We start from the raw sequence: 25,047 nt of genomic DNA on the forward strand, positions 1-25,047 counted from the left end.
GTCGTTCCGCTGTGCCGAAGGTTGCATCTGTCGGTATCGCTCGGCGGTCCGGCGCCATCAGAAGGAGCCGAACTCGCGGCTGACCCTGAAGAACAAGAGCTGATTGCGCCGCCCTTCGATTTCGGCTACCCGGTACTGAAGCTCCGTATCGAGTCGCCCGATCCGGTAAAGCAGGCGCTGGTCGAGTTCCAGCGTCGCGCGATCCTGTTCCCTGAGGGCATCGGCGTTGCCGAAGCGACGCGAATCGTCGCGGTTGGTGTTGGCGCGGAAATCGAGCCGGTAGCGAAGCCCGCGGACGCCCATGACGCGCCGGTGGCCATATCCAAGCCCCCCGCCGAGGCCGGTGCTGCCGCTGCGCGTGGAAGTGTCTACGAGTACCGGACGGCCGAATTCGTCGCTGACGACGACCACTTCATTGCGGTCGGATGCCTGTCGCGACATCTGCCAGGTCAGGTTCGAGTTGAGCTCGGAGTAGGCGTTGATGCGCCAGAATCCCGTCAGCTGGACGTTGAGCATCTGAAACGACGACGTGGTTTCGCCCCTGGTCCGGCTGTCGGAAAAACTTGCGCTCAGATAACCAGACAGCGCCTCGCCGGCATTCGCCTGGAGACTGACGCTGGCCCCGTGGGTAAGCGACGTTGTGTCCGAGCTTCCGACGCCGGTGGCCCTCGATTTCGTGAGCGATTGATTCAGGCTGGTGTATAGGCTTGTCTTTTCGGGGAGCTGCCAGCTTCGGGTCAAGGTGTGCCCGAGCGAACCGCTGATGGTGCGGGCGGAATCCCCGTCGCCGGTCGTGCTGTTCGACGCGGAGAGCGACGAGAACCAGACGTAGTCGAAATTTCCGAATCGCAACGCGTCACCGCTGTAGCTTATGCCAAGCGATTCGTTCGAGCTCATTTGATTGTTGGTGTCGAAATTCAGCCCGGCCGAGCCGAACAGACTCAGATTGCGGCTCGCCTGGTAGCTGAGGCTTGCGGCGGCGCCGAATGTGCGGTTGTCAAACGTGGCGCCGTCAAAGGTGTTGTTCGTCTGGAAATAGCGGACGTTCGCGGAGCCCCGCAACTTCGATTCAGAAGGTGCCCAGTTCGCATAGCTGAAAATCTGGGCGCTCTGTGTCTTTGCACTCAGGGTTGCCCCCCCGGTGCCCAGGTCGAACTGTTGGCCGGTAAAGCTCGCGCTGGTGTTGAACTGGAGTTCCTCACTGTAGGTGAAGCTGTGTCCGCCTCCAACGAAGAAACTCTTGGTCGTCTGATCGACGGCTTGACTCTTCGAGAAGTCGCCGCTGATATTGAAGGACTGTCGGTCAAGCGTGTTCGAGAAGTTGCCGTACACCCGGTCGACGGTGTCGGAGCCGAAATCTCCGGTGATCTCGCTGCGGTCGTAGCCGCCCGCGGCCGACCATTGTCCGATCTGCGGGCGGTAGTTCTGGCGCAGCGCGAGACGGCGCTGCTGAACGTTGGAGTCCGAAAAGCTGCCATCGCTGCGACTGTCGGCGAGTGACAGTGATGCAGAGAACGGGAAGCGGCTCTGTGGAAAGACATTCAGCGATCCCGACCCGGTAACGGACGTCCCCATCAGATTGTTCGAAACCGCTCCTCCTGAATCCTGCGAGCGCACCGTGGTGAGCGCAAAGTCGCCGGATACCAGGGCGATGTAAGGTTTCCAGATGTAGGAATTGGCTCGCAACCGCGCCTCATAGACCTGGCTGGTCGAGCCGGTCGAATTATCCGACCGATAATTTCGCAAACCGGCGGAGAGCGTTCCGCCCCAGCGAATTGGAGCGAGTCCCCAGCCAAGATTGCGCGCCGCGGCGCTGGCGGGGGGAGGTTCTGTTCCTGCCGCCCGTGGTTGGCTCGGGAGCAGATCGGTATCCAGCTCGTCCGCGGGAAGGAAATCATCGCTGCCGACAACCTTGGCATCGGCAGTTCCTGGTCTGGGTGCCGGGGTGTTCTGTTCGGAGGCAGGAGGCAGGGGCGGCGTGCCTGCTGCTGCGACCTTGAGATTCCGGGCAGTATCGGCGGACCGGGAGGTGAGGTCGTTTTTCTCGGCAGCAATTCTGCGCCGTGGAAGCGCGGCCGGTTCCCTTCCGGAAAGTCGCTCTTCCGGACGCGGCGTTCCGGACGCCGGGGAGGAGGGCAGGGCCGGCAACGGAGGGAGGGCGGGAGCGTTGAGCGGGAGCTGAAAATTCCACGCCAGCGTCAGCGGGGCCGGCTCCTGATTAGTCTGTTCCGTGTCACGCGGAGGGTCCGCCGATTCGGTCACGCCTGACTCGCCGTCGCGCTGCAGGCTGGCGAGAATGGTCGTCAAGCGCAGACGCGGGTGAGCGGGTGATTCCGCTGGAGCCGCTTGCCCGGCAATCGCCGGCATGGCCGTCGCTCCAAGCAGTATTCCCCCGCACAACGGCGGAATCCCTCGACGGCAAACGTCAAGGAGGTAGCGTGCCGCGTTGTCGGCGGTGACCGCTTTCGGGGCAGCTCCGATGTCCGACATTAGACTCTACGGATTACTTCGTTCCCGCCGCCGTCTTCTTGGCGAGTGCCGAGTAGCGTTGTGTATTCAACTCGACCTTTGCCTTCTTGCGCAGCTGATCGCGCAGGTTGCGCCATGCTTCGTCGCCCAGGTCGCGCACGAGAAGATCCGTCGCGCGCGCTTTGACGGTTTCGAAGTCATGGTGCTTCGGCGGTTGCAGGGCATCGTAACGGAACAGCGCAATTCCTTGAAGCACGCGCGTCGGAGGCGAGAGGTCGCCGGGCTTCATGGTGTCGATCTTCTCCTGAATCCCTTCCGGTAGCATGCCTTTGTGCATATAGCCCAGATCGCCGCCATTGGCGGATGACTCATGAGCCGAACGGTCGCGTGCCAGCTGGGCAAAATCCGCCCCCCCTTCGGTGAGCTTCATGCGCAGCGCGCCGGCCGCGGTTTCGGCCTCCTCCCATGCCTTGGTCGGGGACGACGGATCGACCGGCAGGAGAATAAGCGAGATGCGCATCTTCTCCGGTTCCGTGAATTTTTCCGGATGCGCCTTGTAATAGGCAAGCACCTTGTCCTGCGACGGTGCCGCGACGTTGCGCGCGGCTGCCTCGATGGCGGTCAGCATGTCGTCTTCTTCAAGGCGTTGGCGCAGGGGGGGTAGTATCTGGGCACGTTCCTGCTGCCACCGTGCGCTCGATGCGTAACGTTTCTCATAGTTGGCGATTTTCTCGTCAACCACTTTTGCGTCGGGCTTCATGTCCCGTCGCTTGATTTCCTCGAGCAGCAGGATCCGGTCGATCATGTTGTTGGCGACGTCGCGCACCAGTTGCTCGATCTCACCTTCCGGAGGAGTGCCATGATAAAACTTCTGCCGAATCGCTTCCCGGACGGCCGTGTCGAACTCTGCCGAGCTGATCACCTTGCCATTGACGACGGCGGCGAACGGAGGCGATACGTGCGGGTCGGCTGCCCGCTGTGAGCTTGTCGCCGTTGCCGGAGGCTTTGCCGCGTCAGTCTTTGCATTATCGCCGGCATGGGCGCCGAAGGAGACGAGCGTACAGGCGAGAGCGCCGGTAAGGGTGCGAGCAAAAATTTTCATGACGGATTCTAGTCTTGCCGGTCTGATTGCGTCGATTACGGAGCATGTCGAAATTTGACACAATTCGTCCGATTCCGACAAAAAAGAAAGGTCAGGCGACCATGTCACCTGACCCTTTTTCTGACCGCGACGGAGTCGTTGCGCTATGGCGCGAGCGACCCCGTGCGGTCTTTGCCCTTACTTGGTGTGGCAAGCCAGGCAGATCTTGCTGCCGGAGGTGGTCACACGCATGAAGCTGATGCCGTCGGTGCCCTTCGGTTCGACGTGGGGATCATGGCAGGACGCGCACTCGACCGACGGGCCCTTGACCGCGCCACCGGAGAAGTCGCGGGTGTAGAGGATGATGTCGGTCTTGGAGCGGACGCCATCCACGGTGCTCGTGTCGATCCAGAACACCTGCGCGGTGTTGATCGTCTTCGTCTTCAGGCCGCCGGTGGAGCTGGTGAAGTCGGTGTCGCGGCAGGTGCCATTCACGGTCGTGCCAGTGCCGGTGATGCCGCCGCCGCAGTACTGGATGCCGATCGGGTGGTCGTTGCGGAGGTTCGGGCCGAGGTTGGCGATCGAATTGCCGGTCACGCCGATGAGTTCACCGCCTGCTGTCCAGACATAGGCCTGGTTCGAGCCGCCCGACGTGTAGTTGCCGCTGCCCGGGGCGTTGACCAGGTTGTCCATCGCCTGGGTGCCGTCGTGGCACGACAGACAGGCGGCGGAGACGGAACCGACGCCGAGCACCTCGCCGTCGATCGTCGACGAGTTTGCCGTCGAATAGGTCGTGTAGCCGCTGGCGGCGGGCAGGCCCTTGTTCCACAACGGAGCCTCGACGCCGGTGTTCGCAGCGTGCGGCGTGTGGCAGAAGACGCAGATCTGTTCCGTGCTGGTCTGCTTGTTCGGACCATTGCCCGTCGAGGTCAGGTTGTGTTTCGTGTTGGAAATACCCGTCAACGCGGCACTTGCGGCGCTGGCGACGAGCGCGAGCGACGCGAGAGCGAGTGTCTGCTTGACAATTTTTTTCATGGTAACCCCCGATGGATGGTTGTACGGTTTGCGAGTCAAGCGGGAGGCTACCTGGGACTACGGCGGCCGCCTGTGATGACCGTCAAAACTAAATTCAATGCTGCGAGCTATCTAAGCAGATTCCGGTCCACTTTTGCTGCGAATTTTGTCAAGCAATTGAAAATAAAAAGAAATATTTGATTTATACGGAATCCCGTCGGGTCGCAAGGCGCTGGCGTGTCCCGAGGGCTGGCCTCTCTCGTGCTGAAAATCGAGAAGTGACAGCGGAATATTCCTGAACTCGGGAAACGGGGGTCAGGGCTTCGGCTCGGCTTTGCGATTCACCAGGAATCCCTGGTCGGCGGGAAGGTCGTAGGGGCGGAATACGTCGATTTTCGAGAACCATTGGTCGACGAAGAAGATCCGTCCATCCTCATCCACTGCGATGCCGGAGGGGAGGATGTACTGGGCGGGTCCGCCCTGCTCGGAGCGGCTGCCGATGAACATCAGCAGTTCCCCTTCGGGGTCGAAGATCTGGAAGTTGCCGAATGCGGCGTCGGCAACGTAGACATTGCCGTCCTTGTCTGTTGCGATTTCCTTGGGACGGGCGAAATTGCCCAGCTGGCGGCCTACGGCACCGAAGCTGCTGTGGAAAGTTCCGTCCTCGTTGAATATCTGTATGCGGAAATTGCCGCCGTCCACGACGTAGAGGCGGCCATCCTTGCCGATGGCCATGTCGCGCGGCAGGTTGAATTCGCCGGGCCCCGAGCCGCGCTTGCCGATGTCGCGGATATGGCGGCCGGTCGCCGTTTCGAAAACGCGGATGCGGTGGTTTTCGGATTTGACGCCGCCGATGTCCACCACGTAGATGCGCTGGCCGGACGGATCGACGGTTACGCTGGAGATGCGATCGAAGAGATCGTTGCCGCCGATCTTGCGGAGGAATTTCCCGTCGCGGTTGTAGATGAAGATCATCTTGTGCGTAGCGTCCGCGACGTAAAGGCGTCCGGCGCGGTCGACGTCCAGACCCAGCGGTTTGGCAAGCTGGCCGGGTTCCTCTTCGCCGATCGTGAAGTACTTGCCGGCCGGGACGTCGAAGACCTTCACCCTCAGTTCCGCGGTGTCGGATACGAAGACGCGTCCGCGGTGTACCGCGACGGCGTAAGGCTTGGACATGAAGTGCCCGGTGCGCTGCGCGCCGGTGACGATCCGTCTGAACGCATCGTCACTGGTGTCGCTCTCGACGTCGGCAGAATTGGTGATCGTGCGCTCGTATATGAAACGCGGTTCGTCGGGAGGGCCGGGAAATACGAGGGTGCGTTTTTTCGGCGGGCTGGCGGTGGTGTCGCCGATCTGGGCGCAGCCGCTGAACATCATGGCACTGCTGGCGGCGACCATACAGGCCAGGAGAAGCGCGCGTCTGCGCGGCGCGCGAGCGGCATCACTGCTGCGATTGAACAGATTCATGGGGTGGCCGGAAAGAGTGGAGGGTCTCGACAATGGTAAGGTGTGACGGAAAATCGTTAGCAGCTTCCGTGCGAGGAGGTGTCGCTACTTGATGTGGCAGGTCAGGCAAAGCTCGCTCGGGTTGCTTTCCGCGCGCAGGAAAAGCGGACGGACCGTGTGAGGGTCGTGGCAGCTCGCGCATTCGACGAAGGGAATTTCCATCTGGTCCTCGGCGTCGATGCGCACGTAAAGCGGCACATCGAGGCGTCCGCGCTGAACCGAGGCGGCGTCCTTCGATACCCACCAGACGGGACGGTTGTCGATGACGCCACGGGTGGCCTGCCGGAATCCGTCGTCGAATTTCAGCTGCTTTGCGGTATTGATGAGCTTGCCTGCCCGTTGCAGGTCCTCGCGGATCTTCTTGCGCTGCTCGGGTGTCAGGGCGCCGCGATAGGGCACTGCGAACGGGTGGTCTATGCTGCCTCCGGCGATGCCGAATGCCTGTGAAGAGTCATGGCACGACAGGCAGGCAATGGACTGGGAACCGACCGCTTCGCTGCCTTCCTTGCCCATGCGGCCGATGTCGTCGAACATCAGGAAGGTGTTGTCCTTCGGTACGGAGCTTTGCCACTTCGGCTGGGCGGCGTCGTCCTGGTTCGTGTCGCTCGGCGTATGGCAGAAGACGCAGATCTGGCGGGGGTCTACGTTCTGGGTGGTGCCGTACTGGATCAGGTTGTGCTTGCTGTTCCGCATGTCGATCCGCTGCGCTTGCGCAGGGGCAGTGCCGATCAGGGCGCTGGCGATCATCAGTGCGCTCAGCGCGGCAATGAGGCGGCAGGAGGCGAGGGGGCGCGCGGTTGGCAATTGTCGCTCTTTTACGTCGTCCGTTTTTCCAAACAGTGGAACCTCGTTCTCAAGTTCGGGATCCGATTCGGGCAGCCCTAGCGGGACTGCGAAACCATGTATTCGACAGCGGCTCGAACCTGGCTGTCGGCGAGACCGGGATTGCCGCCCTTGGGCGGCATGCCGCCCTTGCCGCGGAGTGCCGACTGTTGCAGGGCCTCGAGTCCTGCCGGGAGGCGGGGGGCCCACGCGTTGCGGTCGCCGAGAATCGGGGCGCCAGCCACCCCGGTTGCATGACAGGCGCGGCAAATTTGAGTATAAACCGCCTTGCCGTCGGTGGCCGATACTTCGGTTGCCAGGACAAGGAATGCCAGGCCGACCGGTGCAAGAATGTATTTCATTTTGGTCCCGTCGATGAATCGCGAAGCTGGCCCGAGGCGGTAAGCATGGTTGGATCGGTAACCGAAGCAACCGACATGCCAGTAGTGCGCATCGGCCGGTTCGGTTCTTGCATCAAGGCTGCAGTTTTTCGACTCAGGGGTATCTTGTGAATCACAACAAGCAATTCACGCAGGTCCTGCGCGCATGCGCTATCGGTTTCGGTGTGGCGCTGAGCTTCGGCGCCAGCGGCAGCACGATCAAGGCCGACGTGCTTTATCACGAATACTGTTCGGTGTGTCATGGCGATCGCGGCGACGGGAACTCCCGTGCCATGAAAAGCCTGAATCCGCCGCCCAGGGACCTGACGAAGGCGGGCGCTGCCCTGCCGCGTGACTACATCCTGCACGTGATTACCCATGGCAAGCCGAATACGGCGATGGTGGGTTACAAGTCCCGCCTGAATGCCGAGCAGCTCGCCGCGCTGGCCGATTACGTGCATAACGATATCGTGAATCGTGGGGCGGCCATCTCCGCCGGCATGATCAAGGGCATTTCCGGTACGTCGGGAACGACTGGTGGCGGTTCGGCCCCGGCGGTGCCCGCTGCGGGTGGCGGAAGCGCCCCCGTTCCCCCGATCGCAGCTCCCATTCCGCCCGTGAAGCCGGTGGCGCCCGAGGAGCGTGCGGACATGGCTGCGCCGTATCCGTCGGGACTGAAGGGTGAAGCCGCAAAGGGTAAGGAGTTCTACGAGAAGAATTGTGCCGAATGCCACGGGGTGAAGGGGGACGGCCAAGGTCCGCGTGCCTACTTCATTCGTCCGGTGCCGCGAGATTTCCTCCATGAGCGTTCCCGTCTGACGCTGAACCGTCCGGCGATCTACGCCGCCGTCTTCTTCGGACGAAATGGTACCGAGATGCCTGCCTGGAGCAAGGTGCTGACCGAGCAGGAAATTGCCAATGTCTCCGAATACGTATTTCAGACCTTCATCCGTTCGGGTGACAAGGCAGCCAAGGCGAAATGAGTCGTAGTATCTGGGTGGGAGGGCTGGTCGCGGCGTTGTGTGCGATCCAGCCCGCTGCTCCGGCGATCGCCGCCGATGCAGGCAATGACAGTGCCCGGCACGAGGCCGGGCGCAAGGTCTACAATTTCCGCTGCTATTTTTGTCACGGTTATTCCGGCGATGCGAAGACCCTCGCAGCGACCTACCTGACCCCGAAGCCGCGCGACTTCACGAAAGACGTGGAGCAGTCGATCGGGAGGGAGCAGATGATTGCCGCCGTGCGCGACGGCAAGCCCGGTACCGCAATGAAGGGGTTCAAGGGAATCATCTCCGAGAGCGATATCGAGAAGGTGGTCGATTTCGTGCGCCTTGAGTTCATTCGCAACAAGGCGGTGAACACGCGCTATCACACGCCGGAGAATGGCTGGCCGAACCATGAACGAAACAGGCTTGCCTTCCCTTTTGCGACAGGCCAGATACCGCTCGATCGCTCGTGGGAGGTGCTCAGCCCGTCCGAACAGAAGGGCAAGCGGCTGTTCCTGACGACATGCATCTCGTGCCACGATCATGCCCGGACCGAGGATCCCGGCCCGGTGTGGGGCGGGCGTCCATTGTCCTATCCGCGCAATCATTTCGACCCGGGTGATTTTTCGGCGCCGCCGCCGACCAGGGCGGATGCCATCGCCAGTGCCAGCCCGTATGCATTGCACGACGTGGTGCCGAAGGTGTCGGGCTTGTCGCCCACGGAAAGACGGGGTGAAACGCTGTTTCAGGCGAATTGCGCGTTCTGCCATGGTGCGACGGGTACCGGACGGAACTGGATCGGAAGCTTCATGGAGCCGCATCCGCGTGACCTGACCGACTCGAAGTTCATGCAGAACATGACGCGTCAGCGTCTGGCGCACACAATCCGCGAAGGCTTGCCGAATACGTCGATGCCCGCATGGAAATCGGTACTCAAGGACGACGAGATCCAGGCGATCATTGCCTACGTGTCGCGTGTCTTTCACCCGGTGAAGCAGTAATTTCCCGAAACCGGACTGCCGGACTGTCAACGCAATTCGGCTGTCCGGGCTGTCCTTCCTAACGCGCCGCGTTTGTCTCGAGCGCTTCGATGATTTGGGCGGCGCGCATCTCGGCTGGATCGAGCGCAAGGGATCGTCGGGCGGCGTTCAGTGCTTCTGTGTGCCGCCCGAGTTTCATCAGGGTTTCCGCTCGGCCGTAGTGCGCGCGCGCATTGTCCGGCATCGCGGTTGCGGCGGAGTCGAAGTCGGCAAGTGCCGCGTCGAGTCTACCGCTGCGCAAGTATGCAAAAGCGCGGTGCAGGAGGGCCGTAACGAGCGCGGGCTCCATGCGCAGTGCGCGGCCAAAGGCTTCAATGGCTTCGTCGTAGCGGCCGAGTCGGCCGTATGCGGCGCCGAGAAGGTCGAAGTATTCGGCCGTCGCGATGGCCGGGTCGCGTCCGCGTGCGCCTTCGAGCGCCGTGACCGTAGCGTCGGGGCGTCCCGCGGCGAAGTACACATCGGCGAGTTCGCGGAGCGGGAGAGGGGTGCGGGCGTTCAGCTGGTTTGCAGCAGTCAACCATCGTATCGCTTCGTCGTATCTGCCGGCTGCAGCGTGGAGGGCTCCCAGGGCGTAGGGGCCGCGATAGTCGTCCGGTTCCAGTTCGATGAATCGTCGGTAGTCCGCTTCGGCTGCGACAAAGTTGCCAAGTTTGCGGTGACTGGAGCCGCGATTGAGGTGGGCGATCGCGCGATTGGGCTCAAGGCTCAATGCGCGGGTGTAGGCGGCGATGGCTTCGAGGCTGCGGTCCTGGTCCTCGTAGGCAGTGGCGAGATTCGTCCACGCTCGCGGTACGCCCGGCGCGTGGTGTACAGCATGCTCGTAAAGGGTAACGGGGGTTCGCCAAGTGGGGATCCGGTAAAGCGTAGCGGTGAAGAGGCCGGTCGTGAGCAGGCCGGCCAAACCGACTGCTGCGACGCGAAGTCGCCGTTCCGCGAGTTTCATCAGTCCCAGGCCCGCCAGCCCGGCGAGCCCTGCCGAGGGCAGGTACATCCGGTGTTCGAACACGATTTCCAGCGCTATGACGCTGCTTTCGACTGCCAGCGTGGCGGGCACCCAGAGCACGAGGAAGCCGACGGCCGGAAAGCGGCTGCGCAGCGCGAGCCAGATTCCGGAAACGATCCAGATCAGGATTCCGGCCAGTGCCAGCGGTGTCGTCCAGGGGGTCCATAGGTTCGTCGATAACGCGAACTCATGCTCGATCGAAAATCGCTCCGGTAGTGGCATGAGCATCTGGCCAAGGTGGAAGAAGATCACCCTGGGTTGCGTGAGGAGTCGCTCCGACAGGGTGAAGTCCCTGTGGGCGTAGCCCGGCACGACATAGTTCCAGACCGGCCCCTGAAATACCGCAAGATCAAGGATGAGGTAGATGACGATTACGATCGGGAGGGCGAGGATCGCCATGTCCGCGCGGGAGCGGATTCTTTCGCCGGGGTCTCTGCACAGCGTGTATTCGGCGAGCAGGATCAGTGCCGGCAGGATGTATGCATTTTCCTTGGAAAACCATGCAGCGACTGCTGCAAGTATCGCGACCGGATACCAGAGGCCGTGACGTCCGGTCAGCCTGCCTCTTACATACGCGATCACGGTGATCAGCATGAATAGCGCGACCATGGAGGCCATGCGCTGGACAACGTAGGTTACCGCCTGCACCTGGATCGGGTGTATGGCCCAGATCGCGGTCGCGGCGGAGGCGAAGATCCATGAAGTGAGTGGGGGGGCGCCGCTGCGCTGGAATGCCAGCAGGAGGAGCGCAAGCGTTGCAACCGCGGTCGCCGCGTGGATGATGATGTTCGTGACCAGGAAAGGTGCGGGGCTGCCGTTTCCGCGCCACCAGTCGATCGCGAAGCTTACGTTGGGAAGGACGCGCTGGGGGAGCAGGCCGTCCCGCGCGGCGCGGATGATGGCGTCGATGTCCGGGTCGGTCATGTGTACCGGTCCGTGCCGTACGATGTTGGCAGCGTCGTCGAAATGGAAGCTGTTCTGCGGGGCGGCGTGGTAGGCGAGCGCGATCAGGATGATCAGGGCGGCAACCAGCCCGGTCCGGAGCAGCCAATGAGGGTGCTCGCGGCCAGCGGCAAGGGGGGCAGAGGTCTGGTTCATCGAGCTGTTGCGGTCGGCATTTCTCACCGGGTGCAGTCGGGGGTGACGCCCAGGGCGCAGGCGCGACGTCGAGCGGTTCGGGCCTCGAGCGGCCGTCCGGTGCGTTCGTACAGTTCCCCGAGGTAATGTTGGGCGGCCGCTTCGCGCGACGAGATGGAGATCGCATGCTTCAGGTCCGTCTCGGCGCCCGGGATATCCCCCTGCAGGTAGCGCGCGACGCCGCGATTGGTCCAGGGCGCGGCGTACCGGTCATTTAGCGCAATGGCGCGATCGAATGCAGCCAGCGCTCGTTCGTAGCGCTCCTGCGTCAGCAGTTCACCGCGGCGCTGACCGAGATTTGCGATACCGAAAAGGTTCCATGCGCGGGCCGATCCGGGGGCGAGCCGGACTGCCTGTTCATACAGGCTTGCCTCGGTGCGCCATTGCGGAATTCGTTCGCTGGTCGACCACAGGGCAAACCCCGTTGCAAGGAGGTAGATGGCCCAGACGCCGGCGGCGCGAAGGGCCGGTCCGCGGGACGCATGCAGGAGCCCGATCGCGGCGAGTCCGGCAAAACCGACAGCGGGCATGTACATGCGGTGCTCGAACACCATCTCGAGCGGGACGAACGAGCTTTCGATGAATAGCGTGACCGGAACCCAGAGAAAGAAGAAGCCGACGCGGCGGGTGCCCTGGCGGGTTGCGAACCATGCTCCGGCGCCGCTCCAGGCAAGGATGACGGCCATCGGAAGCCAGAAGTGCCATGAGCCGGCAGAACGAACGATCTCGACGTCGTGTTCGAGCGAGAACCGGTCGGGCAGGGGCCAGAGGATCTGCGAAACGTGAAAGAGCACGACCTTGGGTTGCGTGAGCAGGCGTTCGCTCAGGGTAAAGCTGCGGCCTTCGTAGCCGCTCAGTGCCCATCGACTGACCGGGCCGCCCAGCAGCATGTCTGCCAGGAGGCCGATTACTGCGATTGCTGGGATTGCGAGCAGCAGGCGGTCGCGCGGGCGCCGGATGAGGGATGTTCCGTTGCGGACGATAAGGAGTTCGGCAAGGAGGATCAGGAATGGCGTGATCCAGGCGTTTTCCTTGGACAAGGCGGCGAGTGTCAGGCTGATCGCAGACAGTGTTCCCCAGAGGGCTGCGTTGCCGCCCTTCGATATACGTGCCTTGAGGTAGGTCCAGATGCACAACACGGTAAACAGTGTCGCCAGCTCGGTCATGCGTTGAACGGCGTAGCTTACGGCCTGGACATGGATCGGCTGTGCCGACCACCACAGGGCTGCCGCCGCGCAGGAGATGACTGCCATTGTGGTCGGGCGCGTCGAGTGCGCAAGTGCGCGCAGCAGGAGAGCGAAGATCGCCCAGGCCGCGAGTACGTGGATGATCAGGTTGGTGGTCAGAAAGGCGCCCGGCGCGCCTCCTCCGCGCCACCAGTCCACCGCGAAGCTGAGTGACGCGACCGGGCGGCGAGGAAGAAAGGCGCCCCGGACGGCCTCGAGCAGTCCGTCGAGGCCGAACCGCTTCATGTGCAGCGATGCGTTGTCGACGATGTTGGGCCAGTCGTCGAAGTGGAATGCATTCTGGTCTACCCCGTGATAGGCGAGGGCCGTGGCGATGGCGAGGACGAGTGCCGCTAACGCAGCCTGCAGCAGCTGCGAACCGGTGCCGGCGGGGATGTCGGACGTTTGCTGAAGGGAAAAGAATCGTGTGATCATTTTGTCGGGAGCTTTCTTCCGCAGTTCCGCACGACGCCCAGTCGGCACGCGCGATCCCGCGCAGCCGCAGCGTCCGCCGCGCGACCGCGCGCTTCGTAAATCCGGCCGAGATAATCGAACGCTACCGCTTCCCGGGGTGAAAGTTCGGTTGCCTTCTCGAAATCGGCCATCGCGGCATCAATGTCGCCTCGCAGAAACCGGGCGGTGCCGCGGTTGGTCCAGCATTGCGCGTATTTCGGATCGATTGCGATGGCGCGATCGAAATCCTGTATTGCGCTTTCCAGGTGCCCCGAGCGCAGCCGGAGGAGGCCGCGATTGTTGTAGCCGAGCACCTGTTTCGGGAACCGGCGGATGGTTTCCTCGTACACCGCTCTTGCCTCTTCGGTTCGCCCCATGGCTTCCAGGATGACTCCGCGGTTGACGAACGGGTAGCCGTTGCCCCATTTCGAATCGATTGCATTTGCACGGTCGATGGCTGCCAGTGCGAGATCCGGTCTGCGGCCTCCGAGATATTCCCGTCCCAGCTGATTCCATACGCGTACCGATTCCGGGGCGTGTCGGGTCGAGTTTTCCAGCAGGCTGATGGCCGTTCGCCATTGCGGCAGGCGCTCGTGCGTGGACCACATCGCAAAGAGGATCGCGACGGTTGCGAGTGCGCAGGTTGCGACCGACAGGGATGGGGATGACCTCCGGGTTCCGGCAAGGGCGATGAGGCCGGCAAAGCCCACCGACGGGAGGTACATGCGGTGTTCGAAGATCATTTCGAGAGGGATCACGGAGCTCTCGATCAGGAGCGTCACGGGGATCCAGAGCATGAAGAAACCGGCAATCCGCGAACCCGGCAGCAAGGCGTATCGCACGCCAGCGGAGCACCAGCCGAGAATTACGAGCAGCGGCAGCCAGAATTGCCATGATGTTGCGCTGCGGATGATTTCCACGTCGTGTTCGAGTGAAAAACGCCCGGGAAGCGGCCAAAGGATCTGTGAAACGTGAAAGAGCACGACCTTGGGCTGGGTCAGCAGCCGCTCACCGAGAGTGAAGGCGTGATTGCCGTACCCGGACAGGCCCCAGCGGCTGAGCGGACCGTCGAGCGCGATATCGACGAGCGCTACGAGCACGGCGAGGCCCGGCAACGCGAGCAGCAGGCGGTCCGCATTGGTGCGGATCAGCGTCTCGTTGTGCCTCAGTACAAGAAATTCGGCCATCAGCACGAGCGCAGGGGTGATCCAGGCATTTTCCTTGGACAGGGCGGCAAGGATCAGGCTTGTAAACGAGAGCGCGCCCCACGCAGTCCTTGCGGTGTCGCGGGCGAGCCGCGCACGCAGGTAGGCCCACACGCAAATGAGCGCGAACAGTGCGGCGAACTCGGTCATGCGCTGGACTGCGTAACTGACCGCCTGGACATGGATGGGCTGGAGGGCCCACCAGGCAGCGGCAATCGAGGCTGCGAGTATCGTGCGAACGTCTGCGCGACCACTTTCACGGCCGAGGTTCACCGCCTGCAGCAGCAGCGCGAGGACCGCCCAGCCTGCAAAGACGTGCAGTGCGAGGTTCGTGAACAGGAACGGGGCCGGGGTGCCGTTGCCGCGCCACCAGTCGATCGCGAAGCTTATCGATGGTATTGGGCGGTGCGGCAGGAAGCTGCCGCGGGCCGCATCGAGCAGGCCTTTCAGGCTGAACTGCGTCATCTGCACGGACGCGTTGTCGACGATGTTCGACCAGTCGTCGAAATGAAAGCTGTTCAGGCCGATGCCGCGATAGGCGAACAATATCGTGGCTGTCAGCACGATGCCTGCGGCTAGAAGGATGAGTTGCCCCTGAAGTCTGAGTTCGCGGCCGGTCACGGGTCGATGGATGGTAGTGTGGGCTGCACGGGTTGTGGGAACGCCTGGAGGCAGGGGTCGGTAACAAGCAAACCCCGTTCCATCCGGCTATATTGGCATATCCGACCCTGAGTAGGTCCGGATTGTGCTTGCTCGTGCCTGCCGATGTATCATTGCCCGCCAGTCAATGACAAGGAAATGCCGGTTGCTGCTTCGCCGGTATGAGCGCATAGCGCACCGGAAAACTCATGTCCCGTAATATCAGTGTGATTTTGCCTGCCAAGAACGAGGCGCCAGTGGTCGGCCGTGTCATCGCGGCGATCCGGGCTCGGTTGCCCGAGGCGGAAGTGATCGTGGTCAACGACGGTTCGACGGATGGAACCGCCGAGGAGGCGCGGCAGGCCGGCGCTCAGGTCATCAGCCATCCATACAGCATGGGAAACGGGGCAGCAATCAAGAGTGGTGCCCGGGCCGCTCATGGAGAGGTGCTGGTCTTCATGGATGCGGACGGGCAGCATGACCCGGCCGACATTCCCCGCCTGCTCGCGCGTCTCGACGAAGGTTACGACATGGTCGTCGGTGCCCGTGACGGCGGCTCGCAGGCGAGTGTCGGACGGGGAGTTGCGAACGGTTTCTACAACCGCCTCGCCAGTTACATGACCGGTCACCGCATCGATGACCTGACTTCGGGTTTGCGTGCCGCACGGGCGCATCGCTTCCGCGAGTTTCTCTATCTCTTGCCGAACGGGTTTTCCTATCCTACGACGAGCACGATGGCGTTCTTTCGCGCGGGCTATCCCGTTGCCTATCTGCCGATCGTGGCCGCGAAGCGGGTCGGGAAGAGCCATGTGAAGATTCTCAAGGATGGCATGCGGTTTCTCCTGATCATCTTCAAGATCGGCACGCTGTATTCGCCGCTCAAGCTGTTTGCGCCGGTCGTGCTGATGCAGGCGCTGCTGGGGCTTGGCTATTATGCCTACACGTTTGTCGCCCACGGGCGATTGTCGCTGGCGACGATCTTCCTGCTCACATCTGCAGTGACAACGTTCCTGATCGGCCTGGTTTCCGAGCAGATCACACAACTGATGTACCGACCTTCCGCCGAGGAAAAATGACGAAGAGCTCTCAAGAGGTCGCCGAATCTACGGCGGTTGTAAGTGAAGGCCACGCGCAGAGTGGATCTAGTGACGAGATCCGGCGTGGCGAGCGCTTTGCCTTTGGCGAAAACTGGTCGCGGTTCCTCGAGGTGCTTGATGAGGACCGCATCCGTGAGGCCCAACGTTCGCTGCAGGACATGCTGGGCATGCAGCGGCTCGATGGTCTGAGCTTCCTCGACGTCGGTAGCGGCAGCGGGTTGTTCTCACTGGCAGCGTGGCGCCTCGGTGCCCGGGTGCGCTCTTTCGATTACGATCCCCGCTCAGTTGCGACCACGCGGGAGATGCGTCGACGCTATGGTCGTGACGACGAGTCCTGGGTGGTGGAAGAAGGGTCGGTGCTCGATCGCGCCTATCTCGGCGGCTTGGGGCAGTTCGACATCGTCTACTCGTGGGGAGTCCTGCACCACACTGGAAGCATGTGGGAGGCGATGGCCAACGTCGCTCCATTGGTGGCGCATTGTGGGCGCTTGTTCATCGCGCTATACAACGATCAGGATCTGGTTTCTCGCTTCTGGGGGCGCGTGAAACGGTTGTATTGTTCCGGATGGCCGGGGCGCATGGTTGTGGTCCCCGTCTTCTTTGCGTTCTTTGCCGGAGCAGGGCTGGTGGGTGATCTGTTGCGTCACCGGAATCCGGTGTTGCGCTATTCCGAGTACCGCAGGAAGCGGGGGATGTCCCTAACGCACGACTGGATTGACTGGCTCGGTGGCTATCCGTATGAGACCGCCAAACCGGGGGATGTCTTCGATTTTTTTTGCGGGCGTGGCTTCACGTTGAGGAAACTGGTGACGCGCGCTTCGCTCGGATGCAACGAGTTCGTCTTTGCTCGTGAGTCGAAGCCTGGATGCGGGGGCAGTCCAACAGCCGGTCGTATCGTATCGTGACATCGGTGGTCAGGATCCTGCAGCGCTGGCTCCGCCCATTCGAGCGTACCCCGCTGCATCCGCAGTGGCTGGTTCTGCGCCATCGGGGGGAAATCGAAAGGTGGGTGAATGCGCAGGCAAGAGGTACTCTCGTTGATGTGGGCTGCGGCAATGGCCGACTGCGCGACGCGCTTCCGTCATCGGTTCGATACTTGGGGATCGACTATCCGACGACCGTCGCCCTCGGTTATTCGGGTTCTGCCGATATCTTGGGCGATGCAGCTGCATTGCCGATAGCCGATGCGTGCGTGGACGTCGTTGTACTGCTGGATGTGCTCGAGCACCTGCCTGATCCTGCGCTGGCGGTTGCAGAGGCTGCCCGCATTCTGCGCGAAGGCGGCAGGTGTCTGGTGCATGTGCCGTTTCTTTATCCTCTCCATGATGAGCCACACGATTACCAGCGTTGGACGCGGTATGGGTTGGAGCGATTGTTTGCATCCGCGGGGTTCAAATTGACCGAAATCCGAGAAACGGTTCATCCGGTCGAGTTGGGTACAGCTCTGGTCGTCATGGCGCTCACCAGTGCACTAGCGAGCGCGATCGAGCATCGTGGAGCTGCGATATTGCTCGCGCCCGTGGTAGTTGCGCTCGTGCCATTGTTAAACCTGTTCGGTTGGGTATCGGCCGCCGTACTGCCAGCTCCCGCGCTAATGCCATTCAGCTATCGTGTCATTGCGGAGAAGGACAGCCTGCAAGGTATGTCATGTTTGAGTGAACAGAGGTCTTTACTTTGAAGTCGGAGATTTGCCCAATTTGCCAAGGTTCGGCATTTCTCGATCAACGTGCGCATTACGAACTCGCACTTGATCAGGCGCCAACGAATTATAAAATGATGCGTTGTGCCGGGTGTGGTTTGAGATGGATGACGCCCTATCCAAATCCTGAAGACTACCAGACACTATATGACAACGACTACTATGAGGCGCTGCAGGAAGGCGGTCTGTCATACCCGGAGGAAAAGCAGGAGTTGCTGCCGTGCTATTCCAGAATCGCCAATCGGTTCAGCGCGTTCGGAGTGACGAAGGGGTTGCTTGATGTCGGGTGTGGAACCGGTGAGTTTCTCGTGGCTGCCAAGGCTAATGGAATTCAGGGTAATGGTGTCGAGCCATCCGCTTACGCGGCTGAAAAGGCAGCCGAAAAGGGCTTTCATATCGTTAATGGGGTCTTGGCAGATTTGCTCCCCGTAAGTGAGCCTTATTCGGCTGTACACTGCAGTCACGTTCTTGAGCACGTTCCCGACGCAGACCGGTTCATGGATGAGCTGAAATCAGTCATGGCACTCGGTGCGCCTTTATATATTGAGGTTCCGCGTCAATTTGACGGGGTCCTGGATGTCATGCATCGCATCCGCGGGTACCGTCGTGGTTATTCCGATTACTCCATCCATCACCATTACTTCTTTACCCCAAAGGCGATAAAGATATTGCTTGGCGCGCATGGATTTGAAATTCTTTCCATGACGACATATCTCCCTTGTCGTCGCGCAATGCGTAAGCGAAGTGTACGCATGTTTGCGCTGCAGTCTGCATTATGGCTGGCGGACCGGTTGGCAGGACGCGGTGATGTCATTTCTGTATGGGCTCGGCGGCGAGCGTAACGGGTCGCGCGGCGCGACGCGTAGGCCTGTCGTCGGTAGGTGAGATCGCCGGACGAGCGGTCAATCTTCTTCTGCCGTTTGCGATATTTGCGGCACATAAGGCCGACGCGCAAACGGATAGTTTCTTTTTGGCGCTTGCCGTTGCCTTGTTCGTGCAGGCGTCAGTCGGCGGGGGGCTCGTAAGCGCGCTGGTGCCCGAGTTTGTCCGGTCGGACGAGCGGAAAGGCATAACTTCGTTTGCGACCATTGCGGCGGGGGGGGGAGTGGTCGCCGGGTTCGCGGCTGCGGTGATAACAGGCGGCTATCTGCCGATCTGGGTATCTTCGCTGGCTGTGGGCGTCATGGCCACGTCCGGTCTGCTGGCCGCTCCGTCGGTCGCCGCACTAAATGCCGATCACCGATACGGTGCCCCCGGGATTAGCTGGGGGCTACGCCTCGTGCCGGTCGGTCTGTTCGTTGTCGTGGAGGATGCGGGGCGGCAGCTTGCGGCGCTGCTTCTTGGGCTGGCCGCTGCTGACGCGCTGCGTGCGGCGGTTCTTCTATGGATCGCGCGTGCTCGGCTGGCGTTTTCGCGAGCGTACTGTGAGCTGGGATTTCCGATTTCGGCGGCGAGCGTCATCGCCGCGTCGGTGGTCGCGGGCTTCAATCCCTTAGTCGTACGCTGGCTTGCCACGCTGCACGATCCCGGCAGTGTTTCGCTATTCGAAGCCGCGGACCGCTTGTACTCAAGTGTCGCCTCGCTCGCCACAATAGGGGTTGGGAGTGTGACTTTGGTCTATTTGGCACGACTGCAAGGGACAGATGAGGAGGAGCCACGCTGGCGTCTTATCCTGCAAGTGTCGGTAGCGTGGAGCATGCTGTGGTTGGTGGTGAGTTTGGGGCTGTGGCGCTGGTTTCCATGGGACGGCCCCTGGTTCGCATTGCAGAGCGCGGAGGGGATGCGGGCAGTGCGGGATACCTTTCTGTGTCTGGCGATCGGGATGACCGGCTTCATCCTTACCGGGGTCTTTGCGCGGCGCCTCCTGGTCATGGGCCTGTCAACATGGTTGGTACCCCTGTCGCTAGCGGGAGTAGCGTGTACGCTGGTGGCGGGCCTGTTATTGGTTCGCACGTTCGGCGTGCCGGGCATTGGTGCCGCCCTGTCGCTAAGCCAGTATCTGGTCGCGGGGTTGATGGTCTGGGCTCTTAACAGGAAGGCTGGGAATGCGAGTTCTCGTATTGGCTGACGTGCCGCCGGGAGTGGTGGGCGGCGCTGAGGTGCAGGCCTTGCAGCTGGCACGGAAATGGGCAGAGAACGGGCATTCGGTGCTGGTTGCGGGCGTTAATAACCTGCCGGTTACCGAAGGGCGGCTGACGGTGATCAGGTTGCCTTTATGGCAGTGGAATCGCGGGGCCCGCGGGCTGAGCTACCTCATTGTGGCCTTGTGGCTGATGTGGCGGCGACAGAGCGAGTTCGATGTCGTCTATTGTCGTTTTGTCAGGGAGCATGCATTCGCTGCGAGCCTTGCTCGGGCCCTGAGACTTCTTCGGCGACCTGTGGTGGTGTGTCCGGCATGCGCGGCCGAGCATGGGGATGTTCGGCGCATTCTGCGCTCGCCTGTCCGTGCCATCTGGGCTTGGGTCTTGCGACGCGGTGGATTGACGATAAATGCAATGAGCCGTCAGATCCGGGACGAGATACCTCTGCTTGATATCGGCGATACGCGAATTTCATCGATTCCAAACGGAGTGCTCATGCCGGAGTTGCCGCGGGATCGGCCACCTGCCGACGGACCGTGGCGCGTGCTGTTTGTTGGGCGATTGGTCGAGCAAAAAGGCGTGGATATCTTGCTCGAAGCCGCACGGTGCCTGCAAGAGGCACGGCATGATTTCGTGATGCAGATTGTTGGGGATGGTCCGTTGCGGCACGCCTTGCAGGAGCGTGTCGAGTCGATGGCACTTACTAACTGTGTCACGTTTTTGGGCCCCAAGGCGCCCGAGACGGTCGGTGATGCGTTCTTGCATGCGGACATCTTTGTCCTGCCGTCGCGCTACGAAGGCATGCCTGGCGTATTGTTGCAGGCGCTGGCTTATGGGGTGCCGGTAATAGCAACGAGGGTGAGCGGATCCGAAGACGTCGTGAGCGATGACGTGGGGTGGCTCGTCCGGGGCGATGACGCCGCAGCCTTGACTGCCGCATTCGAACAGGCTTTCCGGATTGGGCGTGAGGGGCTGCGCGCGATGGGAGCTCTGGGCCGCGAGTTGGCGGAACGAACCTACGACATGAAGTTGATCGCGCAGAGCTACGAGGCCTTGTTCGAGGAGTTGATCGGCGAGCAGCCCAAGGTCGCAAGGTAGGCGTCGGCAGTTCCTGCCTCGAACGTCGCTGTAATAGGGGGGCGTCGAGGAATTGTCTCTACGGTAATTCGGTATATTTCTTCCGAAAGAGCGGGGGGGGCCGCAGGTGGAACCAGCGCGATTATGCCGGAAGCCGCCAAGGAACGGACGGAAGCATCATATTCGGTAACGGCCGCCGGTAGTCCCAGCGCCAGCGCCTCGAGTAGCGCATTCGGGTGTCCTTCCCAGAGGGAACTCAGCACGAACAGATCTGCCCGTGCCATCCAGCGCCAGGGGTTGGCGTCGAAGCCGGGCAGGTCGATGCGCGTGTCGATGCCGAGTTCGGTTGCCAGCGCTTCGAGGCGTGGACGCTCGGGACCTTCGCCGACGATGATAAGGCGAGTCGGCATTGCGGGGGGGAGCAGCGCGAAGGCGCGCAGCAGGGTGGCGTAATCCTTCTGCGGAATCAGACGTCCCGCGGAAATCACCACCTTGAGGTTCGGGTCGTCGAGCCACGGGTGGGCGAGCGGTTCGCGTCCCCGTGCCCGGATGCGTTCGGCATCGACGGGGTTGGGAATGCAGTGGATTTTGCCGGGTGGAACGGCGAGATCGCGGATGAGCTGATCGGCCATGACCGCGGTGAGGGCGATCACGGCATCCGCACGCGGATACAGCCAGCGCATGGCGCGGCGACGTACCGTGCCGGTGTGGTTTTCCAGCGTGACGGCCTCGCGGATCGCAAGCCGTAGCGGGATGCCGGCGACGCGGCGGGCAAGAATGGCGACGAGGTTCGCGCCGGTGATGGTGCTGAGCAGGGCTTCGGGGCGTTCCTTCTTCAGCCACGCGCCGAGGCGGCGTATCGACGAGAGGGTGAAGCCGAGCTGGCCGAGGCCGTGTGCGTGCGCGGCGAGATCGACGAGCCGGACGTTGTCGGGTATTTCTGCGAGGAGGGGGCCGGTCGCCTGCAGCAGGACGAGGTCGACGCGGTGGCCGCGGGCGGCGAATTCACGCGCGAGCAGGAGCATCACGCGCTGGGCGCCGCCCGCCTCGAGCTCCGGCAGGAGGAGGGCGAGGTGGTGGTCCGGGGCGATGCTCACGGACGCTGGCGCTTCCACAGCAGGTAGGCGTACAGCGCCCACAGGCGGTAGCCGTGGTCGCGGGTGCCGCTCCGGTGTTCGGCGATCAGCATGGAGACGGCTGCCGGGTGCAGCGGCCCGCCGGTGTCCTCGTGGGCGAGGGCGAGCAGACGCTCGCCCAGGCCGCCGCGGAACCACGCGTGGATGGGGACGCCGAAGCCTTGCTTGCGGCGGCGCCACAGCGACGCGGGGAGGCGGTCGGCGAAGCTTTCATGCAGCATCCGCTTGCCGCGGGTACCGCGCCGGTGCCATGTACGCGGCAAGGAGAAGGCGAGTTCGACCACTTCGCGGTCGAGGAAGGGGGCGCGGGTTTCCAGCGAATGCGCCATGCTGGCGCGATCGACCTTGACCAGGATGTCCTGCGGGAGGTAGATCAGCGCGTCCGCGAACATCATGCGGGCGATGTCGTCGGGCGCGGTGCTTTCCGGGATGCCGGGCGGCGGATGGCCGCGGCCGTCGAGGTCCGGCGCCAGTCGGTGCAACTGGGCGGGCGCGAACATCAGCGGCGCGAAATAGGGTGTTTCGGCCTGCTGCCGGCCGACGACGTCCAGGAACAGGTGTGCTTTCTTGAGCACGCTGCGGCTGTGATGCGCGGTGGGTTCGGGCAGGGCGCGCACGGCCCGTTCGGCGAGGTGGCGCAGACCCGCCGGCAGGCGCGAATACCAGCGCAGGATGTTGCGTGCCTGATAGCGCTGGTAACCGCTGAACAGTTCGTCGCCGCCGTCGCCCGAGAGGGCCACCTTGACCCGTTGCGCAGCGACGCGGGAAACGAGGGCGGTGGGCAGCAGGGACGCGTCGGCGAAGGGCTGTCCGACATGGTTGAGCAGCAGGCGTTCGAGTTCGGGTTCGTCCCAGCCGGCGAGCACTTCCTCGTAGTGGTCGGTGTCGAGGCTGTCGGCGGCGAGCCGTGCATAGCGCCGTTCGTCGAATGCGGCCTCGGTGAAGCCGATCGTGAAGGTCTTCAGCGGCAGGCCGAGTTCCTGCCGCACGAGCGCGCATACCAGGGTCGAATCGACGCCCCCGGACAGGAATGCGCCGACTTCGACGTCCGCGACCATGCGGCGTCTGACGGCCGCGGTCATCGCCGTGCGTAGCGCCTGCTGCGCTGCGGACGAATTGCCATCGAAGCGGCGGACCCGCAGCTGCCACCAGGCGCGTTGGTCCAGCGTGCCGCCGGGGTGCCAGTGTCCGACGTGGCCGGGAAGGATTTCGCGCACTTCGCGCCAGGCGCTGCGGCCGGGCATCGTGTAGCCGTAGCGCAGGTAGTCGGCGGTGCTGTCGATGTCCTCGTGCCACGGGTCGTCGCCGAGCTGGCGCAGGGCGGGCAATTCGGAGGCGCAGGCCAGCCCTCCGTCCGGGAGTTCCTGCACGAACAGCGGTTTCTTGCCCATGCGGTCGCGGCCGAGGAGGAGCGTCTTCTCCCGAGCGTCCCAGAATGCGAAGGCCCACATGCCTTCGAGCCCTTCAAGAAAGCGTTCGCCTTCGAGGATCAGTCCGGCGAGCAGGACTTCGGTGTCGCCGTGGGTGCGGAAGTGCCAGCGTGGCGCGAGCCGGTGGCGCACCTCGGTGTAGTTGTAGATCTCGCCGTTGTAGGCCAGGACGTAGCGGGCGCTCGGGTCCTGCATCGGCTGGGGGCTGCCGGCCAGGTCGATGATCGACAGGCGCCGGTGTCCCAGAACCGCGCCGCCGGCGTGTTCGACGCGCCCGTCGTCGGGGCCGCGATGATGCAGGGCGGCGAGGGCGCGTTCCATGTGCAGCGCGGCGTGATCCGGGGAAGTGCGGTGATCATGAAGGAAGGCAAGGCCGCACATCAGGACGACATCCGTTTGTGTGTGAGAAGTTCCTGGAACAATTGTGTGTAGCGTTCCGCTGCACGATCCCAGGTAAGGCCTTCATCGATGATGAACTGGCGGGCACGTTCCCCAAGCATCGTCCGTATGGCGGGGTCGCCAAGGCGCAGCAGGCAATCGCTCAGGCCTTCGACATTGCCCCGCGCGAACAGCAAGCCGCGGACGTCGGCGCCGATGAGTTCCCGCAGGCCGTCGATGTCGCTCGCCACCACCGGCCGGGCCGCCGCGAAGGCTTCCAGAACGACGTTGGGCCGTCCTTCGGCGAGGCTGGGGAGTACGAAGATGTCGCATTCGGCCAGCAATGCGGGCAGGCGTTCAGGGGGCTGGAACGGGAGGAAACGAACCCGCCGTGTGACGCCCAGCGTGTCCGCGAGCTGCCGGAGGGCGGATTCCTCGCTGCCTTCGCCCACGATGCTGAGGGTGTAATGTCCGGGCAGGGCGGCCAGCGCTCGGATGAGGGTGCCCACCGACTTTCGCGGGATCAGGCTGGCGACGCATAGCAGGCGCAGCGCTCCGGTGTCCGACCGGGCGGGCTGCACTTCGAGGAAGTCCTGTGCAACGCCGTTGGGAATCGTGACGAGCTTGTCCGCGATGGCCGGTACGCTTATGCGCAGCGCGTCGGCCATCGCTTCGCTGACGGTGACGACGCGGTCGCACAGCCGGGCGCACAGGCCGAGCATCGTGCGAAACAGGCGTCCCTTGTCGACGCGGTTTGCATCTTCGCCGCGCAGTGTGACGACGACCGGGATGCCGCGGGCGCGCCCGGCCAGGCCGGCTGCGATGCCGCAGATCGACCAGTTCGCGAACAGGATCTGGGTCCCGCGGGAGTGGCGCCAGCAGGCGACAAGCATCGCGAGCAGGAACGGCGGCACAAGCAGGAGATTCGCTCGCCTGGCGCCCAATGCGGCAGGGATGCCGCCGGCACCGTGGGCAAGTGTCTGCAGCCCGCGCGGAGCGTAGCGGAAGGTTGTCGCGAATGGTGCCACGGCGTCGGCGGGGGACGCCGTCGCGTCGGCGGGTGCGAGCACCCGCAGAGAGCAGTGCCGGTCAAGGGCTGCGGCCAGCCGTTGAACGAAAATTCCGCTGACCGACCCGGCATCCAACGGATACGAGGTGGTGAGCAGCAGCACGGAGATTCTGGCGGGC

The 25,047-nt window shown here is 62.9% G+C and carries 20 protein-coding genes; 8 read left to right on the forward strand and 12 right to left on the reverse strand.

Annotated features, from left to right (window positions below; all coding sequences use genetic code 11):
* Window positions 1-57: 57 nt before the first annotated feature.
* From BW991_RS17280 to BW991_RS17305, 6 genes are all read right to left on the reverse strand, one after another.
* Window positions 58-2,367, reverse strand: coding sequence for a TonB-dependent receptor (locus BW991_RS17280; protein ID WP_244551743.1), 2,310 nt, complete (start codon window positions 2,365-2,367; stop codon window positions 58-60).
* A 136-nt stretch (window positions 2,368-2,503) separates the two neighbouring features.
* Window positions 2,504-3,571, reverse strand: a complete 1,068-nt coding sequence (locus tag BW991_RS17285) for a peptidylprolyl isomerase (RefSeq protein ID WP_076603355.1) — start codon at window positions 3,569-3,571, stop codon at window positions 2,504-2,506.
* A gap of 177 nt (window positions 3,572-3,748) precedes the next feature.
* Window positions 3,749-4,585, reverse strand: coding sequence for a cytochrome c3 family protein (locus BW991_RS17290; RefSeq protein ID WP_076603356.1), 837 nt, complete (start codon window positions 4,583-4,585; stop codon window positions 3,749-3,751).
* 294 nt (window positions 4,586-4,879) lie between these two features.
* Window positions 4,880-5,941 (reverse strand): 6-bladed beta-propeller, encoded by a 1,062-nt coding sequence (locus BW991_RS17295; RefSeq protein WP_244551744.1) that lies wholly within the window; start codon window positions 5,939-5,941, stop codon window positions 4,880-4,882.
* Between the two features lie 174 nt (window positions 5,942-6,115).
* Window positions 6,116-6,817 (reverse strand): cytochrome c3 family protein, encoded by a 702-nt coding sequence (locus tag BW991_RS17300; protein WP_076603433.1) that lies wholly within the window; start codon window positions 6,815-6,817, stop codon window positions 6,116-6,118.
* A 134-nt stretch (window positions 6,818-6,951) separates the two neighbouring features.
* On the reverse strand, window positions 6,952-7,254 hold the full coding sequence (locus BW991_RS17305) for a c-type cytochrome (protein ID WP_076603358.1): 303 nt from the start codon (window positions 7,252-7,254) through the stop codon (window positions 6,952-6,954).
* A gap of 146 nt (window positions 7,255-7,400) precedes the next feature.
* On the opposite strand from BW991_RS17305, the gene BW991_RS17310 reads away from it, so the two are divergent.
* Together BW991_RS17310 and BW991_RS17315 are read left to right on the forward strand one after the other, a co-directional pair.
* Window positions 7,401-8,255: a c-type cytochrome gene (locus BW991_RS17310; RefSeq protein WP_076603359.1), complete on the forward strand. Its 855-nt coding sequence runs from the start codon at window positions 7,401-7,403 to the stop codon at window positions 8,253-8,255.
* Window positions 8,252-9,259 carry a c-type cytochrome gene (locus BW991_RS17315; protein WP_076603360.1) on the forward strand — a complete coding sequence of 336 codons (1,008 nt, stop codon included), beginning with the start codon at window positions 8,252-8,254 and terminating at the stop codon, window positions 9,257-9,259. Before BW991_RS17310 ends, BW991_RS17315 begins: the two co-directional genes overlap by 4 nt.
* A gap of 58 nt (window positions 9,260-9,317) precedes the next feature.
* On the opposite strand, the gene BW991_RS17320 is transcribed toward BW991_RS17315, so the two are convergent.
* From BW991_RS17320 to BW991_RS17330, 3 genes are read right to left on the reverse strand one after another with little or no spacing between them, the layout of a single operon-like run.
* Complete coding sequence (locus BW991_RS17320; RefSeq protein ID WP_076603361.1) at window positions 9,318-11,399, reverse strand: tetratricopeptide repeat protein; 2,082 nt, start codon at window positions 11,397-11,399, stop codon at window positions 9,318-9,320.
* A gap of 23 nt (window positions 11,400-11,422) precedes the next feature.
* Window positions 11,423-13,099: a tetratricopeptide repeat protein gene (locus tag BW991_RS17325; RefSeq protein WP_076603362.1), complete on the reverse strand. Its 1,677-nt coding sequence runs from the start codon at window positions 13,097-13,099 to the stop codon at window positions 11,423-11,425.
* Complete coding sequence (locus BW991_RS17330; RefSeq protein WP_244551745.1) at window positions 13,096-14,943, reverse strand: tetratricopeptide repeat protein; 1,848 nt, start codon at window positions 14,941-14,943, stop codon at window positions 13,096-13,098. The genes BW991_RS17325 and BW991_RS17330 overlap by 4 nt, the downstream gene beginning before the upstream one ends.
* Window positions 14,944-15,170: 227 nt before the next feature.
* Between BW991_RS17330 and BW991_RS17335 the strand changes: the two genes are divergently transcribed.
* From BW991_RS17335 to BW991_RS17360, 6 genes are all read left to right on the forward strand, one after another.
* On the forward strand, window positions 15,171-16,037 hold the full coding sequence (locus tag BW991_RS17335; RefSeq protein WP_076603363.1) for a glycosyltransferase family 2 protein: 867 nt from the start codon (window positions 15,171-15,173) through the stop codon (window positions 16,035-16,037).
* Window positions 16,034-16,963, forward strand: a complete 930-nt coding sequence (locus tag BW991_RS17340; protein ID WP_084205130.1) for a class I SAM-dependent methyltransferase — start codon at window positions 16,034-16,036, stop codon at window positions 16,961-16,963. The genes BW991_RS17335 and BW991_RS17340 overlap by 4 nt, the downstream gene beginning before the upstream one ends.
* A gap of 104 nt (window positions 16,964-17,067) precedes the next feature.
* Complete coding sequence (locus BW991_RS17345) at window positions 17,068-17,736, forward strand: class I SAM-dependent methyltransferase (protein WP_170879128.1); 669 nt, start codon at window positions 17,068-17,070, stop codon at window positions 17,734-17,736.
* A 95-nt stretch (window positions 17,737-17,831) separates the two neighbouring features.
* Window positions 17,832-18,599 carry a class I SAM-dependent methyltransferase gene (locus BW991_RS17350; protein WP_084205131.1) on the forward strand — a complete coding sequence of 256 codons (768 nt, stop codon included), beginning with the start codon at window positions 17,832-17,834 and terminating at the stop codon, window positions 18,597-18,599.
* Window positions 18,578-19,825, forward strand: coding sequence for a lipid II flippase MurJ (locus BW991_RS17355; RefSeq protein ID WP_076603366.1), 1,248 nt, complete (start codon window positions 18,578-18,580; stop codon window positions 19,823-19,825). The genes BW991_RS17350 and BW991_RS17355 overlap by 22 nt, the downstream gene beginning before the upstream one ends.
* The gene (locus BW991_RS17360) at window positions 19,803-20,936 is read left to right on the forward strand and encodes a glycosyltransferase family 4 protein (RefSeq protein ID WP_084205132.1); all 1,134 of its coding nucleotides are present in this window, start codon (window positions 19,803-19,805) and stop codon (window positions 20,934-20,936) included. The genes BW991_RS17355 and BW991_RS17360 overlap by 23 nt, the downstream gene beginning before the upstream one ends.
* On the opposite strand, the gene BW991_RS17365 is transcribed toward BW991_RS17360, so the two are convergent.
* From BW991_RS17365 to BW991_RS17375, 3 genes are read right to left on the reverse strand one after another with little or no spacing between them, the layout of a single operon-like run.
* Entirely contained in the window at window positions 20,882-22,012 is a 1,131-nt protein-coding gene (locus BW991_RS17365) for a glycosyltransferase (RefSeq protein WP_076603368.1), read from the reverse strand. The genes BW991_RS17360 and BW991_RS17365 overlap by 55 nt on opposite strands.
* Entirely contained in the window at window positions 22,009-23,862 is a 1,854-nt protein-coding gene (gene asnB, locus BW991_RS17370) for an asparagine synthase (glutamine-hydrolyzing) (RefSeq protein WP_076603369.1), read from the reverse strand. Before asnB ends, BW991_RS17365 begins: the two co-directional genes overlap by 4 nt.
* Window positions 23,862-25,031, reverse strand: a complete 1,170-nt coding sequence (locus tag BW991_RS17375) for a glycosyltransferase (RefSeq protein ID WP_076603370.1) — start codon at window positions 25,029-25,031, stop codon at window positions 23,862-23,864. Before BW991_RS17375 ends, asnB begins: the two co-directional genes overlap by 1 nt.
* Between the last annotated feature and the right edge of the window lie 16 nt (window positions 25,032-25,047).

This window comes from Aromatoleum tolulyticum, from assembly GCF_900156155.1.
Classification (GTDB): Bacteria; Pseudomonadota; Gammaproteobacteria; order Burkholderiales; family Rhodocyclaceae; genus Aromatoleum; species Aromatoleum tolulyticum.

Bases quoted from the DNA above. Each gene is read 5' to 3' on its own strand.
- BW991_RS17280 (WP_244551743.1), bottom strand. From the start codon at position 2,367: ATGCCGGCGATTGCCGGGCAAGCGGCTCCAGCGGAATCACCCGCTCAC.
- BW991_RS17285 (WP_076603355.1), bottom strand. From the start codon at position 3,571: ATGAAAATTTTTGCTCGCACCCTTACCGGCGCTCTCGCCTGTACGCTC.
- BW991_RS17290 (WP_076603356.1), bottom strand. From the start codon at position 4,585: ATGAAAAAAATTGTCAAGCAGACACTCGCTCTCGCGTCGCTCGCGCTC.
- BW991_RS17295 (WP_244551744.1), bottom strand. From the start codon at position 5,941: ATGATGTTCAGCGGCTGCGCCCAGATCGGCGACACCACCGCCAGCCCG.
- BW991_RS17300 (WP_076603433.1), bottom strand. From the start codon at position 6,817: ATGATCGCCAGCGCCCTGATCGGCACTGCCCCTGCGCAAGCGCAGCGG.
- BW991_RS17305 (WP_076603358.1), bottom strand. From the start codon at position 7,254: ATGAAATACATTCTTGCACCGGTCGGCCTGGCATTCCTTGTCCTGGCA.
- BW991_RS17315 (WP_076603360.1), top strand. From the start codon at position 8,252: ATGAGTCGTAGTATCTGGGTGGGAGGGCTGGTCGCGGCGTTGTGTGCG.
- BW991_RS17320 (WP_076603361.1), bottom strand. From the start codon at position 11,399: ATGAACCAGACCTCTGCCCCCCTTGCCGCTGGCCGCGAGCACCCTCAT.
- BW991_RS17325 (WP_076603362.1), bottom strand. From the start codon at position 13,099: ATGATCACACGATTCTTTTCCCTTCAGCAAACGTCCGACATCCCCGCC.
- BW991_RS17335 (WP_076603363.1), top strand. From the start codon at position 15,171: ATGTCCCGTAATATCAGTGTGATTTTGCCTGCCAAGAACGAGGCGCCA.
- BW991_RS17340 (WP_084205130.1), top strand. From the start codon at position 16,034: ATGACGAAGAGCTCTCAAGAGGTCGCCGAATCTACGGCGGTTGTAAGT.
- BW991_RS17350 (WP_084205131.1), top strand. From the start codon at position 17,832: ATGATGCGTTGTGCCGGGTGTGGTTTGAGATGGATGACGCCCTATCCA.
- BW991_RS17355 (WP_076603366.1), top strand. From the start codon at position 18,578: ATGGGCTCGGCGGCGAGCGTAACGGGTCGCGCGGCGCGACGCGTAGGC.
- BW991_RS17360 (WP_084205132.1), top strand. From the start codon at position 19,803: ATGCGAGTTCTCGTATTGGCTGACGTGCCGCCGGGAGTGGTGGGCGGC.
- asnB (WP_076603369.1), bottom strand. From the start codon at position 23,862: ATGTGCGGCCTTGCCTTCCTTCATGATCACCGCACTTCCCCGGATCAC.